The organism is Ruminococcus turbiniformis (assembly GCF_020687545.1).
Classification (GTDB): Bacteria; Bacillota; Clostridia; order Lachnospirales; family Lachnospiraceae; genus Mediterraneibacter; species Mediterraneibacter turbiniformis.
On record NZ_JAJEQX010000046.1, the window covers coordinates 1 to 20,106 of the forward strand.

19 protein-coding genes are annotated in these 20,106 nt (G+C 39.8%); 18 read left to right on the forward strand and 1 reads right to left on the reverse strand.

The features are described from left to right. The first annotated feature begins 366 nt into the window (after window positions 1–366). Window positions 367–834: an SEC-C metal-binding domain-containing protein gene (locus tag LKD70_RS16760; RefSeq protein WP_227709041.1), complete on the forward strand. Its 468-nt coding sequence runs from the start codon at window positions 367–369 to the stop codon at window positions 832–834. Between the two features lie 119 nt (window positions 835–953). On the opposite strand, the gene LKD70_RS16765 is transcribed toward LKD70_RS16760, so the two are convergent. Then, window positions 954–2,681 carry an AAA family ATPase gene (locus tag LKD70_RS16765; protein WP_320442612.1) on the reverse strand — a complete coding sequence of 576 codons (1,728 nt, stop codon included), beginning with the start codon at window positions 2,679–2,681 and terminating at the stop codon, window positions 954–956. A gap of 387 nt (window positions 2,682–3,068) precedes the next feature. Here LKD70_RS16765 and loaP point away from each other — a divergent pair, with 387 nt between their 5' ends. The 17 genes from loaP (at window position 3,069) to LKD70_RS16855 (ending at window position 19,898) form a co-directional block, all read left to right on the forward strand. Then, window positions 3,069–3,575, forward strand: coding sequence for an antiterminator LoaP (gene loaP, locus LKD70_RS16770; protein ID WP_227709025.1), 507 nt, complete (start codon window positions 3,069–3,071; stop codon window positions 3,573–3,575). Window positions 3,576–3,746: 171 nt separating this feature from the next. Then, window positions 3,747–4,289: a transcription termination/antitermination NusG family protein gene (locus tag LKD70_RS16775; RefSeq protein ID WP_227709026.1), complete on the forward strand. Its 543-nt coding sequence runs from the start codon at window positions 3,747–3,749 to the stop codon at window positions 4,287–4,289. A 139-nt stretch (window positions 4,290–4,428) separates the two neighbouring features. Then, window positions 4,429–5,724, forward strand: coding sequence for a DegT/DnrJ/EryC1/StrS family aminotransferase (locus LKD70_RS16780; protein WP_227709027.1), 1,296 nt, complete (start codon window positions 4,429–4,431; stop codon window positions 5,722–5,724). Window positions 5,725–5,859: 135 nt separating this feature from the next. Continuing rightward, entirely contained in the window at window positions 5,860–6,510 is a 651-nt protein-coding gene (locus tag LKD70_RS16785; protein ID WP_227709043.1) for a sugar transferase, read from the forward strand. Continuing rightward, window positions 6,507–7,154: an acetyltransferase gene (locus tag LKD70_RS16790; protein ID WP_227709028.1), complete on the forward strand. Its 648-nt coding sequence runs from the start codon at window positions 6,507–6,509 to the stop codon at window positions 7,152–7,154. Before LKD70_RS16785 ends, LKD70_RS16790 begins: the two co-directional genes overlap by 4 nt. Window positions 7,155–7,168: 14 nt before the next feature. After that, window positions 7,169–8,491 (forward strand): 3-hydroxyacyl-CoA dehydrogenase family protein, encoded by a 1,323-nt coding sequence (locus LKD70_RS16795; RefSeq protein WP_227709029.1) that lies wholly within the window; start codon window positions 7,169–7,171, stop codon window positions 8,489–8,491. 11 nt (window positions 8,492–8,502) lie between these two features. Further along, window positions 8,503–9,774: an acetyl-CoA acetyltransferase gene (locus LKD70_RS16800; protein WP_227709030.1), complete on the forward strand. Its 1,272-nt coding sequence runs from the start codon at window positions 8,503–8,505 to the stop codon at window positions 9,772–9,774. 433 nt (window positions 9,775–10,207) lie between these two features. Next, window positions 10,208–10,810 (forward strand): acetyltransferase, encoded by a 603-nt coding sequence (locus LKD70_RS16810; protein ID WP_227709031.1) that lies wholly within the window; start codon window positions 10,208–10,210, stop codon window positions 10,808–10,810. A gap of 11 nt (window positions 10,811–10,821) precedes the next feature. Then, window positions 10,822–12,003: a glycosyltransferase family 4 protein gene (locus LKD70_RS16815; RefSeq protein ID WP_227709032.1), complete on the forward strand. Its 1,182-nt coding sequence runs from the start codon at window positions 10,822–10,824 to the stop codon at window positions 12,001–12,003. Between the two features lie 4 nt (window positions 12,004–12,007). After that, window positions 12,008–12,778 carry a glycosyltransferase gene (locus LKD70_RS16820; RefSeq protein ID WP_227709033.1) on the forward strand — a complete coding sequence of 257 codons (771 nt, stop codon included), beginning with the start codon at window positions 12,008–12,010 and terminating at the stop codon, window positions 12,776–12,778. Window positions 12,779–12,800: 22 nt separating this feature from the next. Next, window positions 12,801–13,718 (forward strand): glycosyltransferase family 2 protein, encoded by a 918-nt coding sequence (locus LKD70_RS16825; RefSeq protein ID WP_227709034.1) that lies wholly within the window; start codon window positions 12,801–12,803, stop codon window positions 13,716–13,718. After that, window positions 13,715–14,857 (forward strand): hypothetical protein, encoded by a 1,143-nt coding sequence (locus LKD70_RS16830; RefSeq protein WP_227709035.1) that lies wholly within the window; start codon window positions 13,715–13,717, stop codon window positions 14,855–14,857. Before LKD70_RS16825 ends, LKD70_RS16830 begins: the two co-directional genes overlap by 4 nt. Further along, a complete protein-coding gene (locus LKD70_RS16835; RefSeq protein ID WP_227709036.1) occupies window positions 14,832–15,854 on the forward strand; it encodes a glycosyltransferase in 1,023 nt (340 codons plus the stop codon). Before LKD70_RS16830 ends, LKD70_RS16835 begins: the two co-directional genes overlap by 26 nt. Next, complete coding sequence (locus tag LKD70_RS16840; RefSeq protein WP_227709037.1) at window positions 15,841–16,650, forward strand: PIG-L deacetylase family protein; 810 nt, start codon at window positions 15,841–15,843, stop codon at window positions 16,648–16,650. The genes LKD70_RS16835 and LKD70_RS16840 overlap by 14 nt, the downstream gene beginning before the upstream one ends. A 6-nt stretch (window positions 16,651–16,656) precedes the next feature. Beyond that, window positions 16,657–17,583 (forward strand): glycosyltransferase family 2 protein, encoded by a 927-nt coding sequence (locus tag LKD70_RS16845; RefSeq protein WP_227709038.1) that lies wholly within the window; start codon window positions 16,657–16,659, stop codon window positions 17,581–17,583. Between the two features lie 40 nt (window positions 17,584–17,623). Further along, a complete protein-coding gene (locus tag LKD70_RS16850) occupies window positions 17,624–18,661 on the forward strand; it encodes a polysaccharide pyruvyl transferase family protein (RefSeq protein ID WP_227709039.1) in 1,038 nt (345 codons plus the stop codon). A 1-nt stretch (window position 18,662) separates the two neighbouring features. After that, window positions 18,663–19,898, forward strand: coding sequence for a hypothetical protein (locus tag LKD70_RS16855; RefSeq protein ID WP_227709040.1), 1,236 nt, complete (start codon window positions 18,663–18,665; stop codon window positions 19,896–19,898). The last annotated feature ends 208 nt before the right edge of the window (window positions 19,899–20,106 follow it).

Genomic DNA, 20,106 nt, shown 5'->3' on the forward strand with positions numbered 1-20,106 from the left:
GCGTATGCGCTGGAATGACTCTATGTAAGATGTCCTGAAAACATCAGGTCATCGGCTGTGGAGTCAACGCTCCATCAGCACGGAATGCGTTTGCTTTGTTTAGCTGTCATTCATCTGGCAGGATGGCACTTGTCAATGTCGTAGTTGCGTCAGCGAGGCGATAACAGCCATTGCAAGCTCCATTCTCGCCAGATACCGTCTTTAGGCAAAGTAATCGAATATCGAGTGGATCAACCATCCGGAAGGATGGTTCACTTCACCGGAAAAGTGGTTCGCATCGTTGGCAAAGTACAGTTGCCGACCGGTACAGCCAACCGGCAAGGTGGTACTCTTGTTTCGGCAGGGTGGTACAGTTAGACCGTGCAGATGGTACTAATTCACCGTTATTTACAGATGTACGAATTTCCGGTGAAAATCCAAGAGCAGATGTATGGTGCGATGTCCGCGTGCCTTCGGGATGCGGATGAACTGGCCGCATATAAAAAGCGTGAGCACATCCGTTCTGAAGAATTTATCTATCTTCTGGCCCGGGCCTATACTGTTTTGTGTGAGTTTAATAAAGCGCGTTCTCTGGCTGATGAATTGTCAAGAAGCTCAAAGAAGGGGAAAGAAGCAGCGGAAAAGCTTAACGAGCTGATTATCTGCGGGGAAGATGTAATGGACGATAATGATATAGAGACAGAGGAGCTGTATCCATGGTCCGAGCCGTGGGATTACGGGTGGCAGGCTGAGGAAAAGCAGAAGCCATATGTCCGGACACAGCCAAAGATCAGCCGGAATGCACCCTGCCCCTGCGGCAGCGGGAAAAAATATAAGCATTGCTGCGGAAAATAAAAAGAGAAAGCCTGGCCGTGACGGCCTGAAACAACGGCCTTCCGGCAGTCTTTCCATCCAGGAAGCCATAATACCCCCCCCCCCGGCTGGAAAGATTGCCGGAAGACTCCTTATTTACCTTAATTATTTTCTTTTTCTACAAGTACCCGGCATTTTTTACGAAAACATGCAATGCCGTATTTCAGGACAGTAACTACTCCGGCCTGATGAAACTCTTCTGTATAGTTCCGCATATCTATCTGTCTGAGTGCATTCTCACAAGCAGCAGTTAAATCCTCTTTCTCCGCATATTTTATTTCTATTATAATTCCAATATCTTTATCCTCAACTTTGATAAAAATATCACTGTATCCGTTTCCGGATTCCCTGTTTGATTTTACATACCAACCGCTTTTAAAACCGAGAATTCCAAGAAGTATGCCATGATAAAAGTTTTCTTTCGTAGGTTTCCGGGCAAATGTATCCCGAATACTGATTGTGCGGCCGAGATATTCTGTAAACAGTCTCTCAGTTTCCCGTGCATTTCCTGCCGCCAGAGCATTACAAAATGCTAGCAAAGTCTCGCCATCTTTTGAAACGGATTCTTTAAACATATCCATAATCTGGTTCTTGAAAAGATTACGGATCTCCATATTGGGAATTGCAAGCTGATATACTCTTCCGTCAGATGTTCCCCGCTGAGTTAAATAACCGGTTGTAAACAGCACACTCCATATATTATCTGCAGAGTCATACAGTCTGTCATATGTCAGATCCTCATGGATTTCCTTCATTACTGTCTCGCCCGCGATCAGATCTTCAATTTCAGTCTTAGAGAGCCCGTCACCTACTTTTTCGATAAAATGTTTTACAATATCATTGCTGCTTGTGTTGGACCAATAATCTTGTGGAGTGAGCTCTCTGTTTACAAGGAGTTTATTCACATAATTGACAACATCCCAGGGACAGTATACGTCTGTATCCCCAAACCGATAGCCATCATACCATTCCCTGATGGCTTCATGTTTATCTTCCAGATTATAATAAGCAAGCATCTCCCTCATTTCATTATCGGTAAAACCAAAATAGGAGTCGCAGTCTTCATCAGTGATAGAGAAAACAGTAGGATTATTTAACCCTGTGAAAATACTTTCCTTTGAAACCCGCAGACATCCAGTAAGAACTGCGAAATATAAGCTGTTGTTTGTCTTCAGGGCTCGATCAAACATATTCCGGATCAGGAGAACCATCTCACTGTAATATTGTTTTTCGTTCGCCTTTGCCAGAGGTACGTCGTATTCATCTATCAAAATAATTACTTTGCTGTCATAATGCTTTTCCAGCAGCATCGACAGCAGTTTCAGGCTGCCCATAAGTACGGTGTCGGGCATAAGGAAACTTTCACGGTTTTCATAATCAATGGTAATGAGTTGTCTGTAACGGTCCTTTTCAATTTCATTCAGCTTTTTGCTGTTAATAAGAATATCATAAAATCGGAGCGCTTCTTCACCAATTACTGAACATATCAGCGAACGTGCCGTTTTATAATCTGTGCCGTTGACATCTTTCAAACTGACTGATATTACAGGAAACTTTCCCATATATTCTCTGCAGAGCTGAGTTTCTGAGGCAATGTGCAGCCCGTCAAACAGCTGTGGGTCGCTTCCGATCTCAAAGAACTCTTTCAGCATACTCATATTTAAGGATTTTCCGAACCGGCGGGGGCGGGTGAACAGATTTACTTTTCCACGCCGGTAAATAAGATCACGGATCATGGATGTTTTATCTACATAGTAATAATTATCTGTATGTATTTCCTCAAAATTTTCGATTCCTACCGGAAGGCGCATTTTATCCATATAATTCATCAGGAAGCACTCCTTTCGCATAAAGAACTTCTGATAGTAATTTTAGCATGGGGGTAATGGAATAACAAGGGAAACAGAATATCGATTTCTGGATTTCCGGATAGCCGTGAAAAACGATATAACAGAGTTAAAAAAGTTCGTAGAGCTAGTTACTCTACGAAGCATAGATTAGTATAACTCACTTTTTTTAATGATTCAATAGTAATTTTTTACTGATTTCTTAATGTCTACAAATCTATAACTAATATTATCAGAATCAAATTCTAAAATTTGAGAAAAATCAAAATCTTTCCCCTTATTAACAGATATTGTACAGTACTGTTTGTTTGAGGATCCCTGTAAATTTCGTAGAGTAACTAGCTCTACGAAAATAAGGGAGTTGATCTTATGTGGTGTGTATTAAAATGCCATTCCGGAAAAGCAGAGGAGATTATTGCTTCCTGCAGCCGGAATATATCAGATGATATACTGCATGACATTTTTGTATTCACATATGACCGCATGAAACGTTATCAGGGAAGCTGGCATGTAGAAAAACAGCAGATGTTTCCTGACTATGTTTTTATGGAAACGGAGGATGCAGCTGCCCTGGCCGAATCTTTGGAGCCATACCGCAGATTTGTTCATATATTAGAAGGTGCGGATATGCTGCAGAGAATAGAGCCAGAAGAAGAGCTGTTCCTGCGCAGACTGTGCGGACATGATCATCACCTGAAGATGTCGGAGGGATATATCCGTAACGGCATTACTCATGTTATCCGGGGACCTCTGGTTGGCATGGAACGAAGAATCCGAAAAATCGACCGGCATAAAAGAATCGCCAGTATCGCCATTCCAGCAAAAGGCGCGGAGAGAGCTATGCCTGCCGGACTGGAGATTACAGCGAAAAGTTAGGCTTGATTATTGATTACAAATACCGGGATCAGAACCCTCATCTGTAGTGTGTGCTATGGAAGAGGTGGGTGCCGGTAATATTTTATGCGTGATAATCCGGAGCAATTGTTATATGCTGCGGATATGGCGAAGCATACGCTAAATTTGCCGGAAATGCTGAGGGGTGGGGTTATGTGGTATGTGATCCAGACAGTGACAGGACAGGAAGAGATTCTTACAGATATGATAAGAAAAATAATTCCCGGGGAATATTACCGGGAATGTTTTTATATAAGAAGAGAATGCGCTGACCGGGAAGGGGACGGATGGAGAGTTTATCAAAGTGTTCTGTTTCCCGGATATATCTTTGTAGATACTGATATGCCGGAGAAAGTTTATTACAGCCTGAAAGGTGTGCCGAAGCTGACAAAGCTGTTAAAAAGTGATGAAGAAGCTGCTCGCGAAGAGCTTTTTTTTCTGAGAGTGTCTGGTGAGGAAAAAGAATTTTTGGAAAATATACAAAGCGAAGGACACCTGGTAAGACGATCTTTGGTGAAACTGGATGAGGAAAAGCAGATTATCGGCGCGGAAGGCGCTGTAGGAAAATATATTGACTGTATTGTAAAGCAGAGGGTGAGAAAAAGATTTGTATTGATCCGACAGAGGCTGTTGGGGAAGGAAAGAAAGATATTGCTGGGGATCAGGCTGGAAGAAGATTGCGAGAGTTTACAGTAATGTCAGACGGCTGGAGTAAAGATAATTGAGCGATATATAGATATATAAAATAAAGGATTTCCGAAAAGGAGATCCTTATTTTTATGGGAATAAGTAAAGAAAATTTGTAAACAGCATATGGAGGGAGAAAAAGGAAGTTATGGATGCAAATATAAAACCATTCCCTACAAAAGTGTGGCTGTCCAGCCCGACTATGCATGGGCCGGAACTGGAGTATGTGAAAGAAGCTTACGAGACAAACTGGATGTCTACTGTAGGGCAGAATATTAACGAAGCAGAGCGTCTGGCGTGTGAAAAGGTAGGATGCAAGTACGCAGTCGGACTTTCCGCCGGGACGGCAGCACTTCATATGGCGGTAAAACTGGCTGGGATGGATGTATATGGTCAGCAGGAGATCGGCCAGGGTGCGTTAAGTGGACATAAAATATTCTGCTCGGACATGACTTTTGATGCAACGGTCAATCCAGTTGTGTATGAGGGCGGTGTACCTGTATTTATTGATACAGAGTATGATACCTGGAATATGGATCCAATCGCGTTAGAGAAAGCTTTTGAGTTACATCCGGAAGTAAAGATTATTGTTGTGGCTCATCTTTACGGGACACCTGGAAAAGTAGATGAGCTCCGGGAAATATGTGAACGGCATGGAGCAGTTATTATTGAAGATGCGGCGGAATCTCTGGGGGCTTCCTATAAAGGCGTACAGACAGGAAGCTTCGGAAAATATAACTGCATTTCCTTTAATGGAAATAAGATCATTACCGGCTCTGCCGGGGGAATGCTTTTGACAGATGACAAGGAAGCGGCAGATAAAGTAAGAAAATGGTCCACTCAGTCCCGGGAAAATGCCCCATGGTATCAGCATGAAGAACTGGGTTACAACTATCGGATGAGTAATGTGATCGCCGGAGTTGTTAGGGGACAGTTTCATTATCTTGAGGAACATATTGCACAGAAAAAGGAAATCTATGAGCGATACCGGGAAGGATTCAAAGATCTGCCGGTCGTGATGAATCCTTTTGATGAAGAAAACAGTGAGCCGAACTTTTGGCTGAGTTGTATGCTGATCGAACCAGAGGCAATGTGCTGCCAGGTGAGGGGAGAACAAGAGGCTTTATATATCAGTAAGCCTGGAAAGAGCTGTCCGACAGAAATTTTGGAGACGCTTGCAAAATATAATGCTGAAGGAAGGCCGATCTGGAAGCCCATGCATATGCAGCCGATCTATCGGATGAATGGGTTTGTGACAAGAGAGGGAGACGGAAGGGCAAAAACGAATGCATATATCAGCGGTGGAGTACTTGGAAAAGACGGAAAGCCGCTGGATGTAGGTATGGATATCTTTCAGAGGGGCCTGTGTCTTCCGAGTGATAATAAGATGACGGCGGAGGAGCAGGAGAAAGTGATCGAGATTGTGAAGGGATGTTTTGAGTAGAGAATGAAAGGCGGAAAAAAACTTGTAATCGCGGCGATGCTTGGTGCTGCCGGCGGAATGACTGCTTATCTGTCTGGAAAACGAAAGGCAAAGCAACAAGATCAGAACAGCCAGGCAGATATTATAAACGAAGAAATGGATCGGTTAAAACATAGGCCTGGATTTTATGAAAAGTACATAAAACGTCCTCAGGATTTCTGCTGTGCATTGCTGGCTATTATCGTACTTTCACCAGTCATGGCGATTGTTGCAGCCATGGTGCGTTTAAAACTTGGTTCTCCTGTTATTTTTAAGCAGGAAAGACCTGGATTAAACGAAGAGATTTTTACATTATATAAATTTCGGACTATGACAGATAAAAAAGACAAAGACGGCAATCTTTTACCAGATGAAGAGAGGCTGACGAGATTTGGAAAAATTCTTCGTTCTACAAGTCTGGATGAACTGCCGGAATTATTCAATATCCTGAATGGAGATATGGCTGTTGTAGGACCGAGACCTTTGTTAGTTAGATATCTTCCCCTTTACAACGAACATCAGGCAAGAAGACATGAAGTAAGACCGGGATTTACAGGATATGCTCAGGTAAATGGACGAAATTCTATTTCCTGGGAAGAGAAGTTTGACATGGATGTGGAGTATGTAGAGCATGTGACGTTTTTGGGAGACTGGAAAATTATTCTACAGACAGTAAAAACAGTATTAAAAAGAGAAGGGATCAGTTCCGAGTCATCGGTTACGATGGAAGAATTTAAAGGAACAACAAGCAAAGTGGGAGAAATATGAAAGAATTATATATAGTAGGAGCTGGCGGATTCGGAAGAGAAGTTGCATGGCTGGTTGAAAGAATAAATAAGTGCAATGAAGAATGGAATTTAAAAGGATTTATTGATGACAATAACGAATTGCACGGCAAGAAGGAAGGCCGGTATCAGATTATTGCAGGAACAGATTATCTTTTAAATATAAACAGGGATATATGGGTGGTATGTGCAGTAGGTGCGGCATCAACACGAAAGAAAATTATAAAAAGAATAGAATCAAATAAGAATATACACTTTGCTACTTTGGTGGATCCCGCTGTTTTGCTTTCAGACAGAGTAGAGATTGGAGAAGGGAGTATTATCTGTGCCGGATGTATTATAACAGTAGATATAAATATCGGAAAACATGTCATTGTTAATCTTGATTGTACGATTGGACACGATGCGAGACTCTGTAATTACGTGACAGTATATCCGAGTGTTAATATTTCTGGATTCGTTACGATAGAAGACGAAGCAGAAATAGGAACAGGTACGCAGATCATTCAAGGAAAAACAATAGAGAAAGAAACAATCATAGGAGCCGGATCTGTAGTTGTAAAAGACATTCCAGCTAAATGTACTGCTGTGGGAAGTCCGGCAAAGCCAATAAAATTCAGAGAATAAAGGGGATAACAAAGATGCAGATCCATGCAGTGACTATATTAGGTGCCAATGGAACAATGGGCAGAAATATTGCAGCAATATTTGCCTCCTTTGGAAGCGCTCAGGTATATCTTGTAAGTAGAAGTATAGAGAAATCCATCTCAGCAAAAGAAAAGGCTTATAAATCCGTCAGGGCAGAGAGTGTAAAGAAAAAAATGATAGCATCTGATTATTCACAGCTTGAGAAGTGTGTTGAAAAATCGGAACTGGTTTTTGAAGCCTGTGCGGAGGACTGGGAAGTAAAAGTAGATCTGCACAGCAGAATTTCTGAAGTGCTGAAAAAAATTAATGATGGGAAGGACCGGGTTATATGCACAGGAACTTCAGGTCTGTCTATCACAAAACTTTCAGAATTATATTCTGAAGAACAAAGAAAGTTGTTCATGGGGATGCATTTCTTTAATCCACCATACAATATGACTTTATGCGAATTAACACCAACAGTATATACAGATAGAACTGTATTCAATGAGATTTTTAAATACGGAAAAGATACATTATACCGAACAATGGTAGAAGTAAAAGATTCCCCGGCATTTTTGGGAAACAGAATTGGGTTTCAGTTTATTAATGAGGCTCTCCAGATGGCGGAACAGTATAAATACAATGGGGGGATTGACTATATAGATTCGATTCTTGGTCCATTTACAGGGAGAGCAATGGCTCCGCTTGTAACAGCTGATTTTGTGGGCTTAGATGTACATAAAGCTATTGTAGATAATCTATATGAAAATACCCGGGATTATGCACATGATACATTTATTCTGCCGGATTTTGCAGAACAGCTTATCAAAGAAAATCGATTAGGGAAAAAATCCGGAGAAGGGTTATATAAAACTATTATGCATGAAAGCGGTGTGAAAATCCGCCAAGTGTATGATATTGAACATGGGAATTACAGAAATGTCATGAAATACAAATTTCCTTTTGTTGAAGAAATGATTTCTGCATTTCGGGAGGGGGATTATGAACAGGGAATTAGTGCACTGATCAATAATCGGTCACAGGAGGCAAATATATGCTGTAATTTCCTGCTTAAATACATCTTATATTCTTTAGAAACGGCAAGAGATGTAGGATATGATATCCATTCTGCAGATGATGTTATGGCGGCAGGATTTAACTGGTGCCCTCCTCTGGCAATGATAAAAGCTTTTGGTGGAATTGAGGCTTTTCAGAAATTATGTGAAGAAAGACTGGATTCTGATATGTTGAATAAAGTTCATTTTTCAGAGCTTGTTGAAGAAGTTGAAATATCCAGATATGACTATCGCAGATTTATAAAAGCGAAATATTAAGGAGCTGTACAATGGAAAATAAGGTATACGTGCTTGGGGGAAGTCAGACAGATTTTGAAAGAAATTGGAGTAAAGAGGGCAAAAATGTTATTGCCCTATTAAAAGAAGTTGTTTCAGATGCACTTGTTGAAATTGGACTGAATTATGAAGATATAGTGAAACTTAATAATGAGAACAGAGTTGCCTGCTTTGTTGGGAATTTTATCGCTGAGGAATATATACAGCAGGGTCATCTGGGAGCATTATTAACTGAAGTCAACCCGGCTTTTTATGGAGTCCCCTCAGCCAGATATGAGGCGGCCTGTGCATCAAGTTCCGTTGCTCTCGATTCCGCTATTACAAAAATTAAAGCAGAAGAATATGATCTTGCTGTGGTCATAGGCTGGGAACTGATGAAAACAGTAGACTCCAAAACATGTGGAGATATTCTTGGACGTGCAGCTTACTATGAAAAAGAGGGAAAAGGAATTGATTTTCCATTCCCTAAATTATTTGGGAAATTAGCCGACGAAACAATAAAAAAGTATTGCCTGGATGAAAACAGATATATGGACGCATTGGCAAAAATATCAGTAATTAATTACTCCAATGCCAAAAGAAACCCAAAAGCTCAGACTAGGAAATGGTTTATGGATTATGATCAGGCATCTCATCGAGGAACCGATACAAATAATTTAATTGGAAACAGATTGGGCATTTCAGACTGCTCACAGGTTACAGATGGAGCTGCGGTGGTTTTTCTCGCAAGTGCAAGGCTGATAAAAGAATTGGGAAAAGATCAGAAGAGTATTCCTATAGTGAAAGGATATGGGCATCGAACAGCCCCAATGCTATTTGAAAAGAAGATTCGAGATAATGCAGCGAGTGAGTATGTCCTCCCATGGACAAGGAAAGCGGTAGACGAAGCATATAAAAGAGCTGGACTTACAGTAGATGACATTGATGTGTTTGAAACGCATGATTGTTTTACTTCATCAGAATATGCAGCTATTTCGGCCTTTGGAATTACAGCGCCAGGAAAAGAATATGAGGCTGTAGAATCAGGAAGAATTGATTTCAAAGGGGATAAGCCGATCAACCCAAGCGGAGGCTTAATTGGATGCGGTCATCCGGTAGGGGCTTCAGGTGCAAGGATGTTCCTGGATTTGTACAAACAGGTTAGTGGAACGGCAGGAACCTATCAGGTGAGAAAAGAGAACGGGGATGTCCCCAGGAATGGAATGATGCTGAATATTGGTGGAAGCGCTACGACAAATTATGTATTTGTAGTTGGAAAGGAATAAGAAGTAAATGAATTTATTATTTCTTACATTATTAGATTTTGACTCAATAAATGAACACAACATATACACAGATCTGTTAAGAGAATTTTGCAAACATGGACATCAGGTTTATGTAATCTCACCAATAGAGAGAAAATCTGGAAAGCAGCCACGCATTATACGGGGTAGTTTTGGCAGGACACCAGAAAAGAGAGAAGCTCTTCTAAATAAGCTGGTGAAAGTGTAAGAAACACCGGGGAAAAGAGGAGAAACACCAGAAAAAGGCGGAGAGCCATGTAGACCACATTACTTTTCTTGGGGACTGGAAGATCATCTTCAAGACCGTATGGACAGTATTAAAACGAGAAGGAATCAGTTCTGAAACCTCCGCAACCATGGAGGAATTCATGGGAACAGAAGCTGCTGAAGCAAAAGGCAATGCGGAGGTATAGAAATGAGAAAATTAGCAATTATCGGAGCAAGCGGTTATGGAAAGGTAGTTGCAGATATTGCAAGAAGGAATGGCTACAAAGAGATTGTTTTTTTAGATGATGATGACAGCATTCATGAATGTGGTGGTTATCCGGTAATAGGAAAAAGCACTGAATCAGGAATGATAGATGCTGATGTAATCATTGGGATTGGCAATGCAGGCGTCCGGAAGCAGATACAGGAATCTATACCAGATGAAAAACTGGTTACGCTCATTCATCCGGATGCAGTTGTTGCGGAAGATGTAGTGGTAGGCAAAGGATCCGTAGTCATGGCTGGTGCCGTAATCAATCCGGGAGTAAGGATTGGAAAAGGTTGCATCATCAACACCTGTTCGTCCGTGGATCACGATTGTGAAGTGGGCGATTATGTACATATTGCGGTAGGAAGTCATTTGTGTGGGACTGTCTCTGTGGGGGATGGAACATGGATTGGTGCGGGAGCAACAGTTAGTAATAATGTTTCCATCTGTTCAGCCTGCATGATTGGTGCAGGGGCAGTAGTAGTTAAGAATATTGTTGAAGCAGGGAGTTATGTTGGGCTTCCCGCTAAAAAGATAAAGTAGGATGAAAAAGTATGGATGTTGTTATTGTTGCAAATTTTTGTATGGATTTCACTGAAACCGATAATGGAAGATTTAGTTATTTAGCAAAACTGCTTTGCGAGAATAATGAAGTTGAGATTGTCACAAGTAGTTTTTATCATATTACCAAACAACAAAGAGAAACAATAAGTGAACATCCTTACAAAATAACTCTTATTATTGAACCTGGATATAAGAAGAATATAAGTATTCAAAGATTCTATAGTCACTACATTTGGGGGAAGAATGTAATAAAATACCTTAAAAAAAGAAAAAGACCTGATGTTGTGTATTGTGCAGTACCTTCTCTTACCGCTCCATTCTTTATCTCAAAGCACTGCGAAATCAATAGAATTAGATTTATTGTTGATATACAAGATTTGTGGCCCGAAGCATTTCAAATGGTTTTAAACATTCCTGTTATTAGCAATCTCTTTTTCTTACCTTTTAAATGGGTGGCGAATAGTATTTACCGAAGAGCAGATGATGTTATTGCGGTTTCGCAAACCTATGTTGATCGAGCACTAAGTGTAAATACGAAATGTGAATGTGGACACTCGGTTTTTCTAGGAACAAATCTCGAGACTTTTGATGAAAATTCAAAAAAAGAAACGTTTTTGAAGAAACAAGCTGGAGAAGTGTGGCTTGCGTATTGTGGAACATTGGGAAAGTCTTATGACTTAGAATGTGTAATAGATGCATTAGATTACCTAAGAAATACCAGTATTAAACTAATTGTAATGGGGGATGGTCCCCAAAAGAGCAAATTTGAGGAATATGCAGTTCAAAAGAATGTGAATGCTTATTTTACTGGACGGCTTCCATATGATGATATGTGTGCATTACTCTCGGAATGTGATATAACAGCAAATCCTATTGTTGGCACATCTGTAGCATCTATTATTAATAAGCACGCTGATTATGTTTCGTGCGGTCTTCCAGTCATCAATACTCAAAATAGTGTCGAGTATCAAAAGCTCATTGAAGAGTACCATATGGGATATTCCGTTAAACCTGGTGATTATCGAGCTTTTGCTGACAAACTGCAAGAATTAGTTTGTAACGAAAAACTTAGAAAAGAAATGGGTGCTAATGCCCGTAGATGTGCTGAAGAAAAATTCAATAGAAAATATACCTACCAAGAGCTGATAAAGGTAGTAGAGAATAAGGGGTAATTTAGTGAGTGAGAAAGTTGAAGTGTTAATTTCCGCAATGTACCAAACTGACTTAGCATTGTTTGAAAAAACTGGTGTGACGACGGACGGTCTGATCATTAACCAATGCAACGAAAATGCTGTTCAAAAGCAGGAAGAATGCGGAAGACAGTATAAGATGATTTCCACAATGGAACGTGGGTTAAGTAGAAGCCGTAATCTGGCATTAGAAAATGCTCAGGGTGATTATTGTTTGCTTTGTGATGACGATGAGCTATTGTATGAGGATTATGAAGAAAAAATAGTTGATGCGTACAAAAAATACCCAGATGCCGATATTATTTGCTTCAAGGTGATATTAGAGGAAAAAGTATACTCTAATAAACCATATAAAATTGGATATTTGAAGGCATTAAGAGTTTCAAGTGTTCAGATTAGCATGAAATTAGACAGTATTAAAAAAGCGGGGATTCTTTTTGATGAAGAATATGGCTCTGGAACACCTATGGGATCTGGGGAAGAGAATATTTTTATTTATGATTGCTTGAAAAAAGGGTTAAAAGCATATTATGTTCCTGTTATCATTGGAGAAGTCAATCAATCTGAGTCTAATTGGTTTAGAGGCTTCACAGACGAGTACTTTATGAAAAGAGGAGCAATCATTTATCGCTTGATGGGTAAAATTGGTGTTATTTATTGCGCATATTTTGCTATAACCAAATATCGAAGGTATAAAAACAATATGAGTATGATGAGGGCTTTTTTGCTAATGATAAATGGTATGAAAAATCATTGACTAGGAGAAGGAGAATACATTTATGACAGAAAATAGCATAAAGCCGATGGTAAGCGTAATTATCCCTACATATAAACGTTCGAATATGTTGCCCCGGGCAATCGCGTCTGTGTTAAGCCAGACGTACTCAAATATTCAGGTTGTGGTTGTGGATGACAACAATCCGGATACGGAATACAGAAAAAACACGGAAGCGCTTATGGCGCAATACGCATCAGATGAAAGAATCAAGTATGTAAAGCACAGCAAAAACGCCAATGGTTCTGTTGCCAGAAACACCGGAATCAAAAGTTCTGATGGAGAAATTGTTGCATTTCTGGATGATGATGATTTCTTTTATCCGGAAAAGATTGAAAAGCAGATGGCATATCTACTTCAGCATCCGCAATTCCGTGCGGTGTACTGTGGCTGGGACAGAGACGGAGAAGTCGTTATACCCTACGATGAAGGGGATCTTTCCTACAATATTCTCAGTGGAGATCACATCATTTTGACAAATGTCATTATGATGTGGAAGGAAGATGCACTGGCCTGTGGGGGCTGGGATGAAACCTTTATGCGCCACCAGGAGGCTGCTTTTTTACTTCGATATTTCAGAAATGGTGGGACAATCGGTGTTGTTCCAGAAGTTTTAGTTGAATTTGATGTGAGTGATCGATCAAATGAAGCGGGGAATCCGCATAAACACGAGGAGCAGACCTTGCATTATCTGAATTCCTACCAGGATATGATCGAGCGGTGCGCAAGAGAAAAGAAAAACGCCGATAAAATGATTTGGTCACATCGTTACAGGGGAATCTTTTTGGGATATTTAAGAGCTCGTGATTTAAAAGGTGCATTCTCGTTCTGGTTCAGATATTGTATAAAAATTCCATTCAGATTTAGCATTGTTTTGATTGATTATATTATAGAACGCACTATAAGAAGGAAGAAGATATGAAGAAAAAAATAGTAACACCAGAGTTTATATTCATATTCTATGTCTTTGGATTTGCGATGCTTAGACCCATTTTGTTTTTATTTCGAGCACGCTCATCTGTTATTATTGCTTCCTTTATTGCAGTGGCTTTATTATCCTCTTTATTTAATAGTCACGTGTTTGAAAAAAGGTGTTTCATAAAATGGGTGATTGTATCTGCATTTTTTGAGGTGCTGTTATATTTTAGCCCACCCGAAGTTTCTGCAACATATATGGTGAACTACTTTATGTATGGGGTTATGGCACTGTTTCTGCTAATAAATGTCAATGATTATCAGAGGGTCTTATATTGGATTGTGAGGTTTTCTTGCATCAATGGGGTGTTACTGATTTTAGATCCATTCTTTAGTTACCAATTTAATGGTGGATACATGGAGTATGGATTTAATATGCTTATGTTCTCGTTTACTGGATTGTTGCTTGGCTATTTTTATTACAGGAATCGACATTTTTTTGTTCCTATTGTTATCGAACTGATTATGATATCTTTCTATGGAAATAAGGGTGCTTGTGTAACAGCAATCCTCTTGTTTTTGGGTGGACTGATTTTGTCCGGTAGCAATGTGAAAAGATTTATTTATAGCGTAGTTGCTTGTTTGGGAATACTGAGTTGGAGAACGATTCTATTGTGGATTATTGACTGGGCAAAATACTTTGGCGTATCCAGTTATTCAATAACTACTATGAAGATAATGTTATCTGATAATGCGGATATTGTTTTTTCGGCTAGAACGAATATTTGGGAAACAGCCCAAATGTGGATATCAGAAAAACCTTTTTTAGGCCATGGAATTGGTGTGTTTGAAGCCACGACCAATGGATATGCGCATAACATTTTTTACGATATAACACTATCCTTTGGTTTTATTGGACTAATAATCTTTATTATTCTGCTTTTACATAGTGTTTATAAGATGTGCTACAATCCGTGTAAAGAGTACAAATTATTCCAACTTTGTTGCTTATTTTGCTGGCTGATTCCAATGCAATTTTCATTGACACTATGGAATGTAACTATGTTTTGGGTCTATTGGGGGCTATATTTTTACGATGACAAATACAAGAGGTGGAAAATTGAAAGTATTAGTTCAGACATATGATACTGCCTTTCAAAATACAGCGGGAGGTGTTCATAATAGAATAGTTAGAACTGCGGAAGCGGTGCGTAAAACAGGCTGCACAGTTGATTATTTTGATAAGTTTAACACTATTGCGGATGAGTATGATATTCTTCATGTGTTTATGTTAGATATCAGTAACCTCGGATTAATGAAGTATGCAAAATCAAAGGGAATGAAGGTAGTACTTTCGGCTGTGGTAGGATTAGACAAAGCTGCAAGTATTGATTTTTATTGGACAATACGGAAAATTCCAGTAATGACAACCTATAAACTCCTTTTCCAAATGTGCGAATTGGCGGATGCAATTATTGCTGAGACAAAAAAAGAAGCAGATTTTATTGCAAAGCATTATCATGTGACATCAGAGAAAATCCTTGTGATTCCCAATGGTGCAGACACACCAGAAACAAACAGTCAGATGATTTTTGATGTCATAGGAAAGCGTTGCCAATATGCGCTGGAGGTAGCTCGATTCGATAAGAATAAAAATCAGATCAATGTAATCCGTGGGCTGAAAGGAACGAATACAGAGGTAGTGTTTGCGGGAGGACCGGATTTTTCTGATAACGGATACTATGAGGAATGTCTGGAAATTGCAAAAGACTCTCCCAATATTCACTTTCTTGGCTGGTTGGATACAGAATCGGAATTGCTGAAGTCTGCATATGTTAACGCAAAGGTGTTGATTGCTCCTTCTTTTCACGAAACCTTTGGCTTATCCATTGTGGAAGGAGCAATGGCAGGTGCCGTGCCAGTGATTTCCAATACTTTACCAATTCTGGATTATGATGTATTTCACGATTGTCTAACGATTGATCCCAATAATCCAGAGGACATTCGACGCCAGCTTGAAAAGGCAATGCTCATAGAAAATACACCTGCATTTAGAGCGAAAATACAAGAAGCTTTTTCTTGGGCTAACATTGCGGAGCAACACTTAAAACTTTACAGAGGTCTCACAAATGAAAGTTTTTAGAAAAGTCAAAGCCCTATTTAGAATTTTAAATCGAGAATACGAGTGGTATCAGGATGCCAGGGCGTGCAGAAAGTCTATTTCTCCAAAGTTGACTCAGGACGTTCCGACAGGAAAAAAAATTATACTAATGCCTCACTCAGATGATGAATGGATTGGATGCAGCCAGATTTTATTACATCAATCGGAGCAGGTTCTGGTAGTTAACATGGATATGACTGGTGGAGACAGTGAGCAACTGCATAGGATAAGAAGAAATGAGGCAGAGTCAGTAGCGAAGAAATATGGTTATCGTTTTATTACTGTACAGGATCGCCTGAGAGATTTGGCACAGATATTGGCTGATGAGCAACCGAAATGTGTATTCCTTCCTTGCTATCTTGATTGGCACGAAGAACATATTATTGTAATGGAACTGTTCCAAAAGGCGGCAACACAGGCTGGTTACACTGGAATGGTTGGGATGTACCAGATATCGCTGCCGATTCCGGAGATGATGATCAATTCCGGTATAACTATGACCAAAGAGAAACTGAAAGAAAAGTGGAAATGCCTTGGAAAGTTATATAAAACCCAGGCATTCTTGCCGACCAGAAGGTTCATGCTGAATGAGTATATAAATGGTGGAATAACGGGAACTTATGCTGTTGAGGCATACGTTATCCGTGGATTTCAAGACTGGAATAGTGAGTGGAAACAATCACTCTTGACTGAAGAAGAAAAGAAAAGATGTATTGATAATTTGCAGGGTATAGAATATATCAGGACAATGCTGCAATCAAGAGCAAAGAGAGGATAATTCTAAATGAGAGAGGTTAAGGTAAGCATTATAGTACCTGTATATAAAGTAGAAAAGTTTTTAGATAGATGTATAAGATCGCTCACAAATCAGACTTATCAGAATTTGGAAATCATTCTGGTCGATGATGGTTCGCCCGATCATTGCGGTGAGAGATGTGATGATTGGGCTAATAGAGAAGAACGTATTATTTCTGTACATAAGAAAAATGGCGGATTGTCAGATGCGCGCAATTATGGCGTTCATTTTGCTACAGGAGATTACATTATGTTTGTGGACTCAGATGATTATGTCGCAAACAATATTGTTGAGATATTATTATCAGAAATTTACAAGTATGATGCCAGCATGGCATGCTGCAATTATTTGAAAACATCAGAAGATTCTGCGGATTTTGATAAATTTGTCGAGGAGGAATATGTTCTATCAGGAAGAGAGGCTTGCCTTTCTATGATGGACCAATTTTATTTTTTGACAACCGCTTGGGCAAGCCTTATTCGAAGCGATATTGTTGCAAAATATGAATTTCCGGCAGGTAGAAATCAAGAAGATGAGGCAACGACATACAAATACTATTATGCAAGTCCTAAAGTGGCTGTTACTACGGCAAAATTATATGGTTATTATCAGAATCCTAACAGCATCATGAATTCTCATCCAGAGCGAAATGCTAGAGAACTATTAATGGCTTATTCAGAAAGAATGCACTTCTTTGAAATGCATGGTGAGATAGAATTAAAAGAAAGAACATTAAGTCTATATGCAAGATGCTTAATTTCTGCGTTAAATATGGGATATGTTGAACATAATCTAGAAACAAAAAAAGTATTGTTTACCGCTTTCAAAAACAAGAGTGAAAAAGTAAAATTCAAACTATTTTTAGCAGTTTATCTTATATTCGGGAAAAGAGTATTGTCAATCTATAAGGTATGACGTTAATTTGCAATTTAATAAGAAGGGGGTATAGAAAGTTATGCACTTACTTAAGCACCTACGTGCGTATTTCAACAGAATATGTTACTTGATAAAATATATTTGGAATGTGCGTAAAGTGGATGCTATTTTGATAGATACACCAACGCATGAAAATCTAGGTGATCATGCAATTGTTTTGGCAGAGCAGCAGTTATTGGAGACTTTAGGTATATCTTATTATGAATTAACTGCAAATATGATAGATAGAATAGAGCGGTTGTTCGGTTTATTTACTCCCATGAACCACTTGATAGTGGTTCCTGGGGGCGGGTTCCTGGGGGCTTTATGGCCTAAAGAAGAACATCGCTTTAGACGTATTCTGGAGGCGTTTGATAAGCAAAAGGTACTTGTGTTTCCGCAGACAATTACCTTTGATATGGATAGCAAAGAGGGTTATGACTTCTTTCTGGACTCATATCAGGCATATCAAAGGTGTAAAGATTTGACGATATTTGCCAGAGAAGAAAACAGCTATGCATTTATGAAGAGAAATATGCCAGATGTATGTGTGGAACTGGTTCCGGATATTGTGACCGTACTGAACTGCGAGCATCCGCATACTGAACGTACCGGGGTACTGTTCTGCTTGCGTTCGGATAAAGAAAAGGTATTAAAATCGGATGATGAACGTTATCTTGAAGCTGTGGTAAGAGCGCACTATCCATATGAAACTATAAGCCATACCGATACGGAATTGGCGTATTGTGTATCAGTAGCCAATCGAAAAGTTGAAGTGGAAAAGAAGCTGGTACAGTTTTCAAAATCAAAGCTGGTTATTACAGATCGCCTCCATGGTATGGTGTTTGCTGCCATAACGAATACACCTTGTATTGCAATGGGGAATATCAACGGAAAAGTAAAGCTGGTCTATCGTTGGATTGAGAATAATAGCTATGTAAAGTATATCAATAGTGTAAAAGAATTTGAGAGTATAATTAACTCTTTTGACTTGGAAAAAGAATGCCACTATATGGGGCCAACGTTGGAACAAGAATTTGCTCCCTTATTGGAGAAATTGAAGGAGGGGGCATTATAATATGAAAAACAAAATTTGGGTACATTTACCGCATATTCAAGAGAATCAAATTGTATATCGTTATGAGGTCGAGGGTGCATGGGCTGAGGCATTCCAGATGGAAAACACATTTTCTGTTGCGTACAGTATGGATATTACTTCCGTGCCTCCCAGTGTAGCGGTTGTTCCTCTGTTGGCGAATGTCCTTCCTATTGCCTGGGTCTATGATGCGGAAATAATAGTGCCATCTTGCGACAAGGACTTTTATAATTGCATCGCAGATGTGAAACGGGGATACCGGGATATGTACCCGATGATGAACTTCGGCGGAATGCTCACAGTTGACCGGATTGAAGAAAACTTGGTGGATGCCCAATCTGGTGCCTGTGCTTTCTTTTCAGGTGGTGTAGATGCGTTCAACACGCTGACCCAGCATATTTCGGAAAAACCGACGCTCATAACGCTGTGGGGTGCTGATGTCGCTCTGGAGGATGAAACAGGCTGGAATCGAGTAAAGGATCACCTGGAAGAAACGTGTAATGAATTTGGTCTGGATTATGTAACGGTCAAGACCAGTTTTCGAGACTTCCTGCGTGAAGGGCTGCTGGGGGCCATTGTGCGAAATTCTGGTGATGGGTGGTGGCATGGATTCCAGCATGGTATCGGTATCATTTGCCATGCAGCCCCGGCCATGTATGCTCTTGGAAAGAAAACTGCTTACTTCGCATCTTCTTTCACTGCAGCTGATAAAGGACGGGTAACTTGTGCGTCTGACCCAACAATTGATAATTATGTTCGTTTTTGCGGATGTAACATAGTACATGATGGGTATGAATTTACCCGGCAGATGAAAATACACAATATTACACAATTTTCGAAGGAGAACGGAAAGAAGATTCCCCTTCGTGTTTGTTGGGAATCAACGGGTGGATCAAACTGCTGCAATTGTGAGAAATGCTGGAGAACGATTTTGGGACTTTATGCAGAGGGTGTATCTCCGGAGAACTATGGTTTTCATTATTCAGCGCAGCAGTTATCTGCGATAGCAAAGAAAATGAAAAGTGGAAGAAATCCGATGTTTTCATCGCTGAGATATCAACCGATTCAGAATAGTATGCGAAATAACATAGAAAAAGAGGATCTTCCAACACAAATACGGTGGTTTTACAAGGCAGACTTAAAAAAGTATGATACCGTAAAACTATATCGGAGAATATGGAGGAAAATTCTCCCCTACGTTAGGAAGCTAAAAGGATAAAAGAATGAATAATAAAAGCCGGACAATTATCAATTTAATATGCAGCATGATGGTAATGATAACCAATTTGCTAATTGGTTTGTAAGCGCCAAATATTCCTGCGGATTTCCTGATCCCCAAGTTTTGCCTATAATTGTAGTCGATAGATATTTAGACTATTTCACTACAATTATGGAGGATAGGTTATGGCAGGTACTCGCAAAGCCCG

Bases quoted from the DNA above. Each gene is read 5' to 3' on its own strand.
- LKD70_RS16760 (WP_227709041.1), top strand. From the start codon at position 367: ATGGTACTAATTCACCGTTATTTACAGATGTACGAATTTCCGGTGAAA.
- LKD70_RS16765 (WP_320442612.1), bottom strand. From the start codon at position 2,681: ATGAATTATATGGATAAAATGCGCCTTCCGGTAGGAATCGAAAATTTT.
- loaP (WP_227709025.1), top strand. From the start codon at position 3,069: ATGTGGTGTGTATTAAAATGCCATTCCGGAAAAGCAGAGGAGATTATT.
- LKD70_RS16775 (WP_227709026.1), top strand. From the start codon at position 3,747: ATGTGGTATGTGATCCAGACAGTGACAGGACAGGAAGAGATTCTTACA.
- LKD70_RS16780 (WP_227709027.1), top strand. From the start codon at position 4,429: ATGGATGCAAATATAAAACCATTCCCTACAAAAGTGTGGCTGTCCAGC.
- LKD70_RS16785 (WP_227709043.1), top strand. From the start codon at position 5,860: ATGGATCGGTTAAAACATAGGCCTGGATTTTATGAAAAGTACATAAAA.
- LKD70_RS16790 (WP_227709028.1), top strand. From the start codon at position 6,507: ATGAAAGAATTATATATAGTAGGAGCTGGCGGATTCGGAAGAGAAGTT.
- LKD70_RS16795 (WP_227709029.1), top strand. From the start codon at position 7,169: ATGCAGATCCATGCAGTGACTATATTAGGTGCCAATGGAACAATGGGC.
- LKD70_RS16800 (WP_227709030.1), top strand. From the start codon at position 8,503: ATGGAAAATAAGGTATACGTGCTTGGGGGAAGTCAGACAGATTTTGAA.
- LKD70_RS16810 (WP_227709031.1), top strand. From the start codon at position 10,208: ATGAGAAAATTAGCAATTATCGGAGCAAGCGGTTATGGAAAGGTAGTT.
- LKD70_RS16815 (WP_227709032.1), top strand. From the start codon at position 10,822: ATGGATGTTGTTATTGTTGCAAATTTTTGTATGGATTTCACTGAAACC.
- LKD70_RS16825 (WP_227709034.1), top strand. From the start codon at position 12,801: ATGACAGAAAATAGCATAAAGCCGATGGTAAGCGTAATTATCCCTACA.
- LKD70_RS16830 (WP_227709035.1), top strand. From the start codon at position 13,715: ATGAAGAAAAAAATAGTAACACCAGAGTTTATATTCATATTCTATGTC.
- LKD70_RS16840 (WP_227709037.1), top strand. From the start codon at position 15,841: ATGAAAGTTTTTAGAAAAGTCAAAGCCCTATTTAGAATTTTAAATCGA.
- LKD70_RS16845 (WP_227709038.1), top strand. From the start codon at position 16,657: ATGAGAGAGGTTAAGGTAAGCATTATAGTACCTGTATATAAAGTAGAA.
- LKD70_RS16850 (WP_227709039.1), top strand. From the start codon at position 17,624: ATGCACTTACTTAAGCACCTACGTGCGTATTTCAACAGAATATGTTAC.
- LKD70_RS16855 (WP_227709040.1), top strand. From the start codon at position 18,663: ATGAAAAACAAAATTTGGGTACATTTACCGCATATTCAAGAGAATCAA.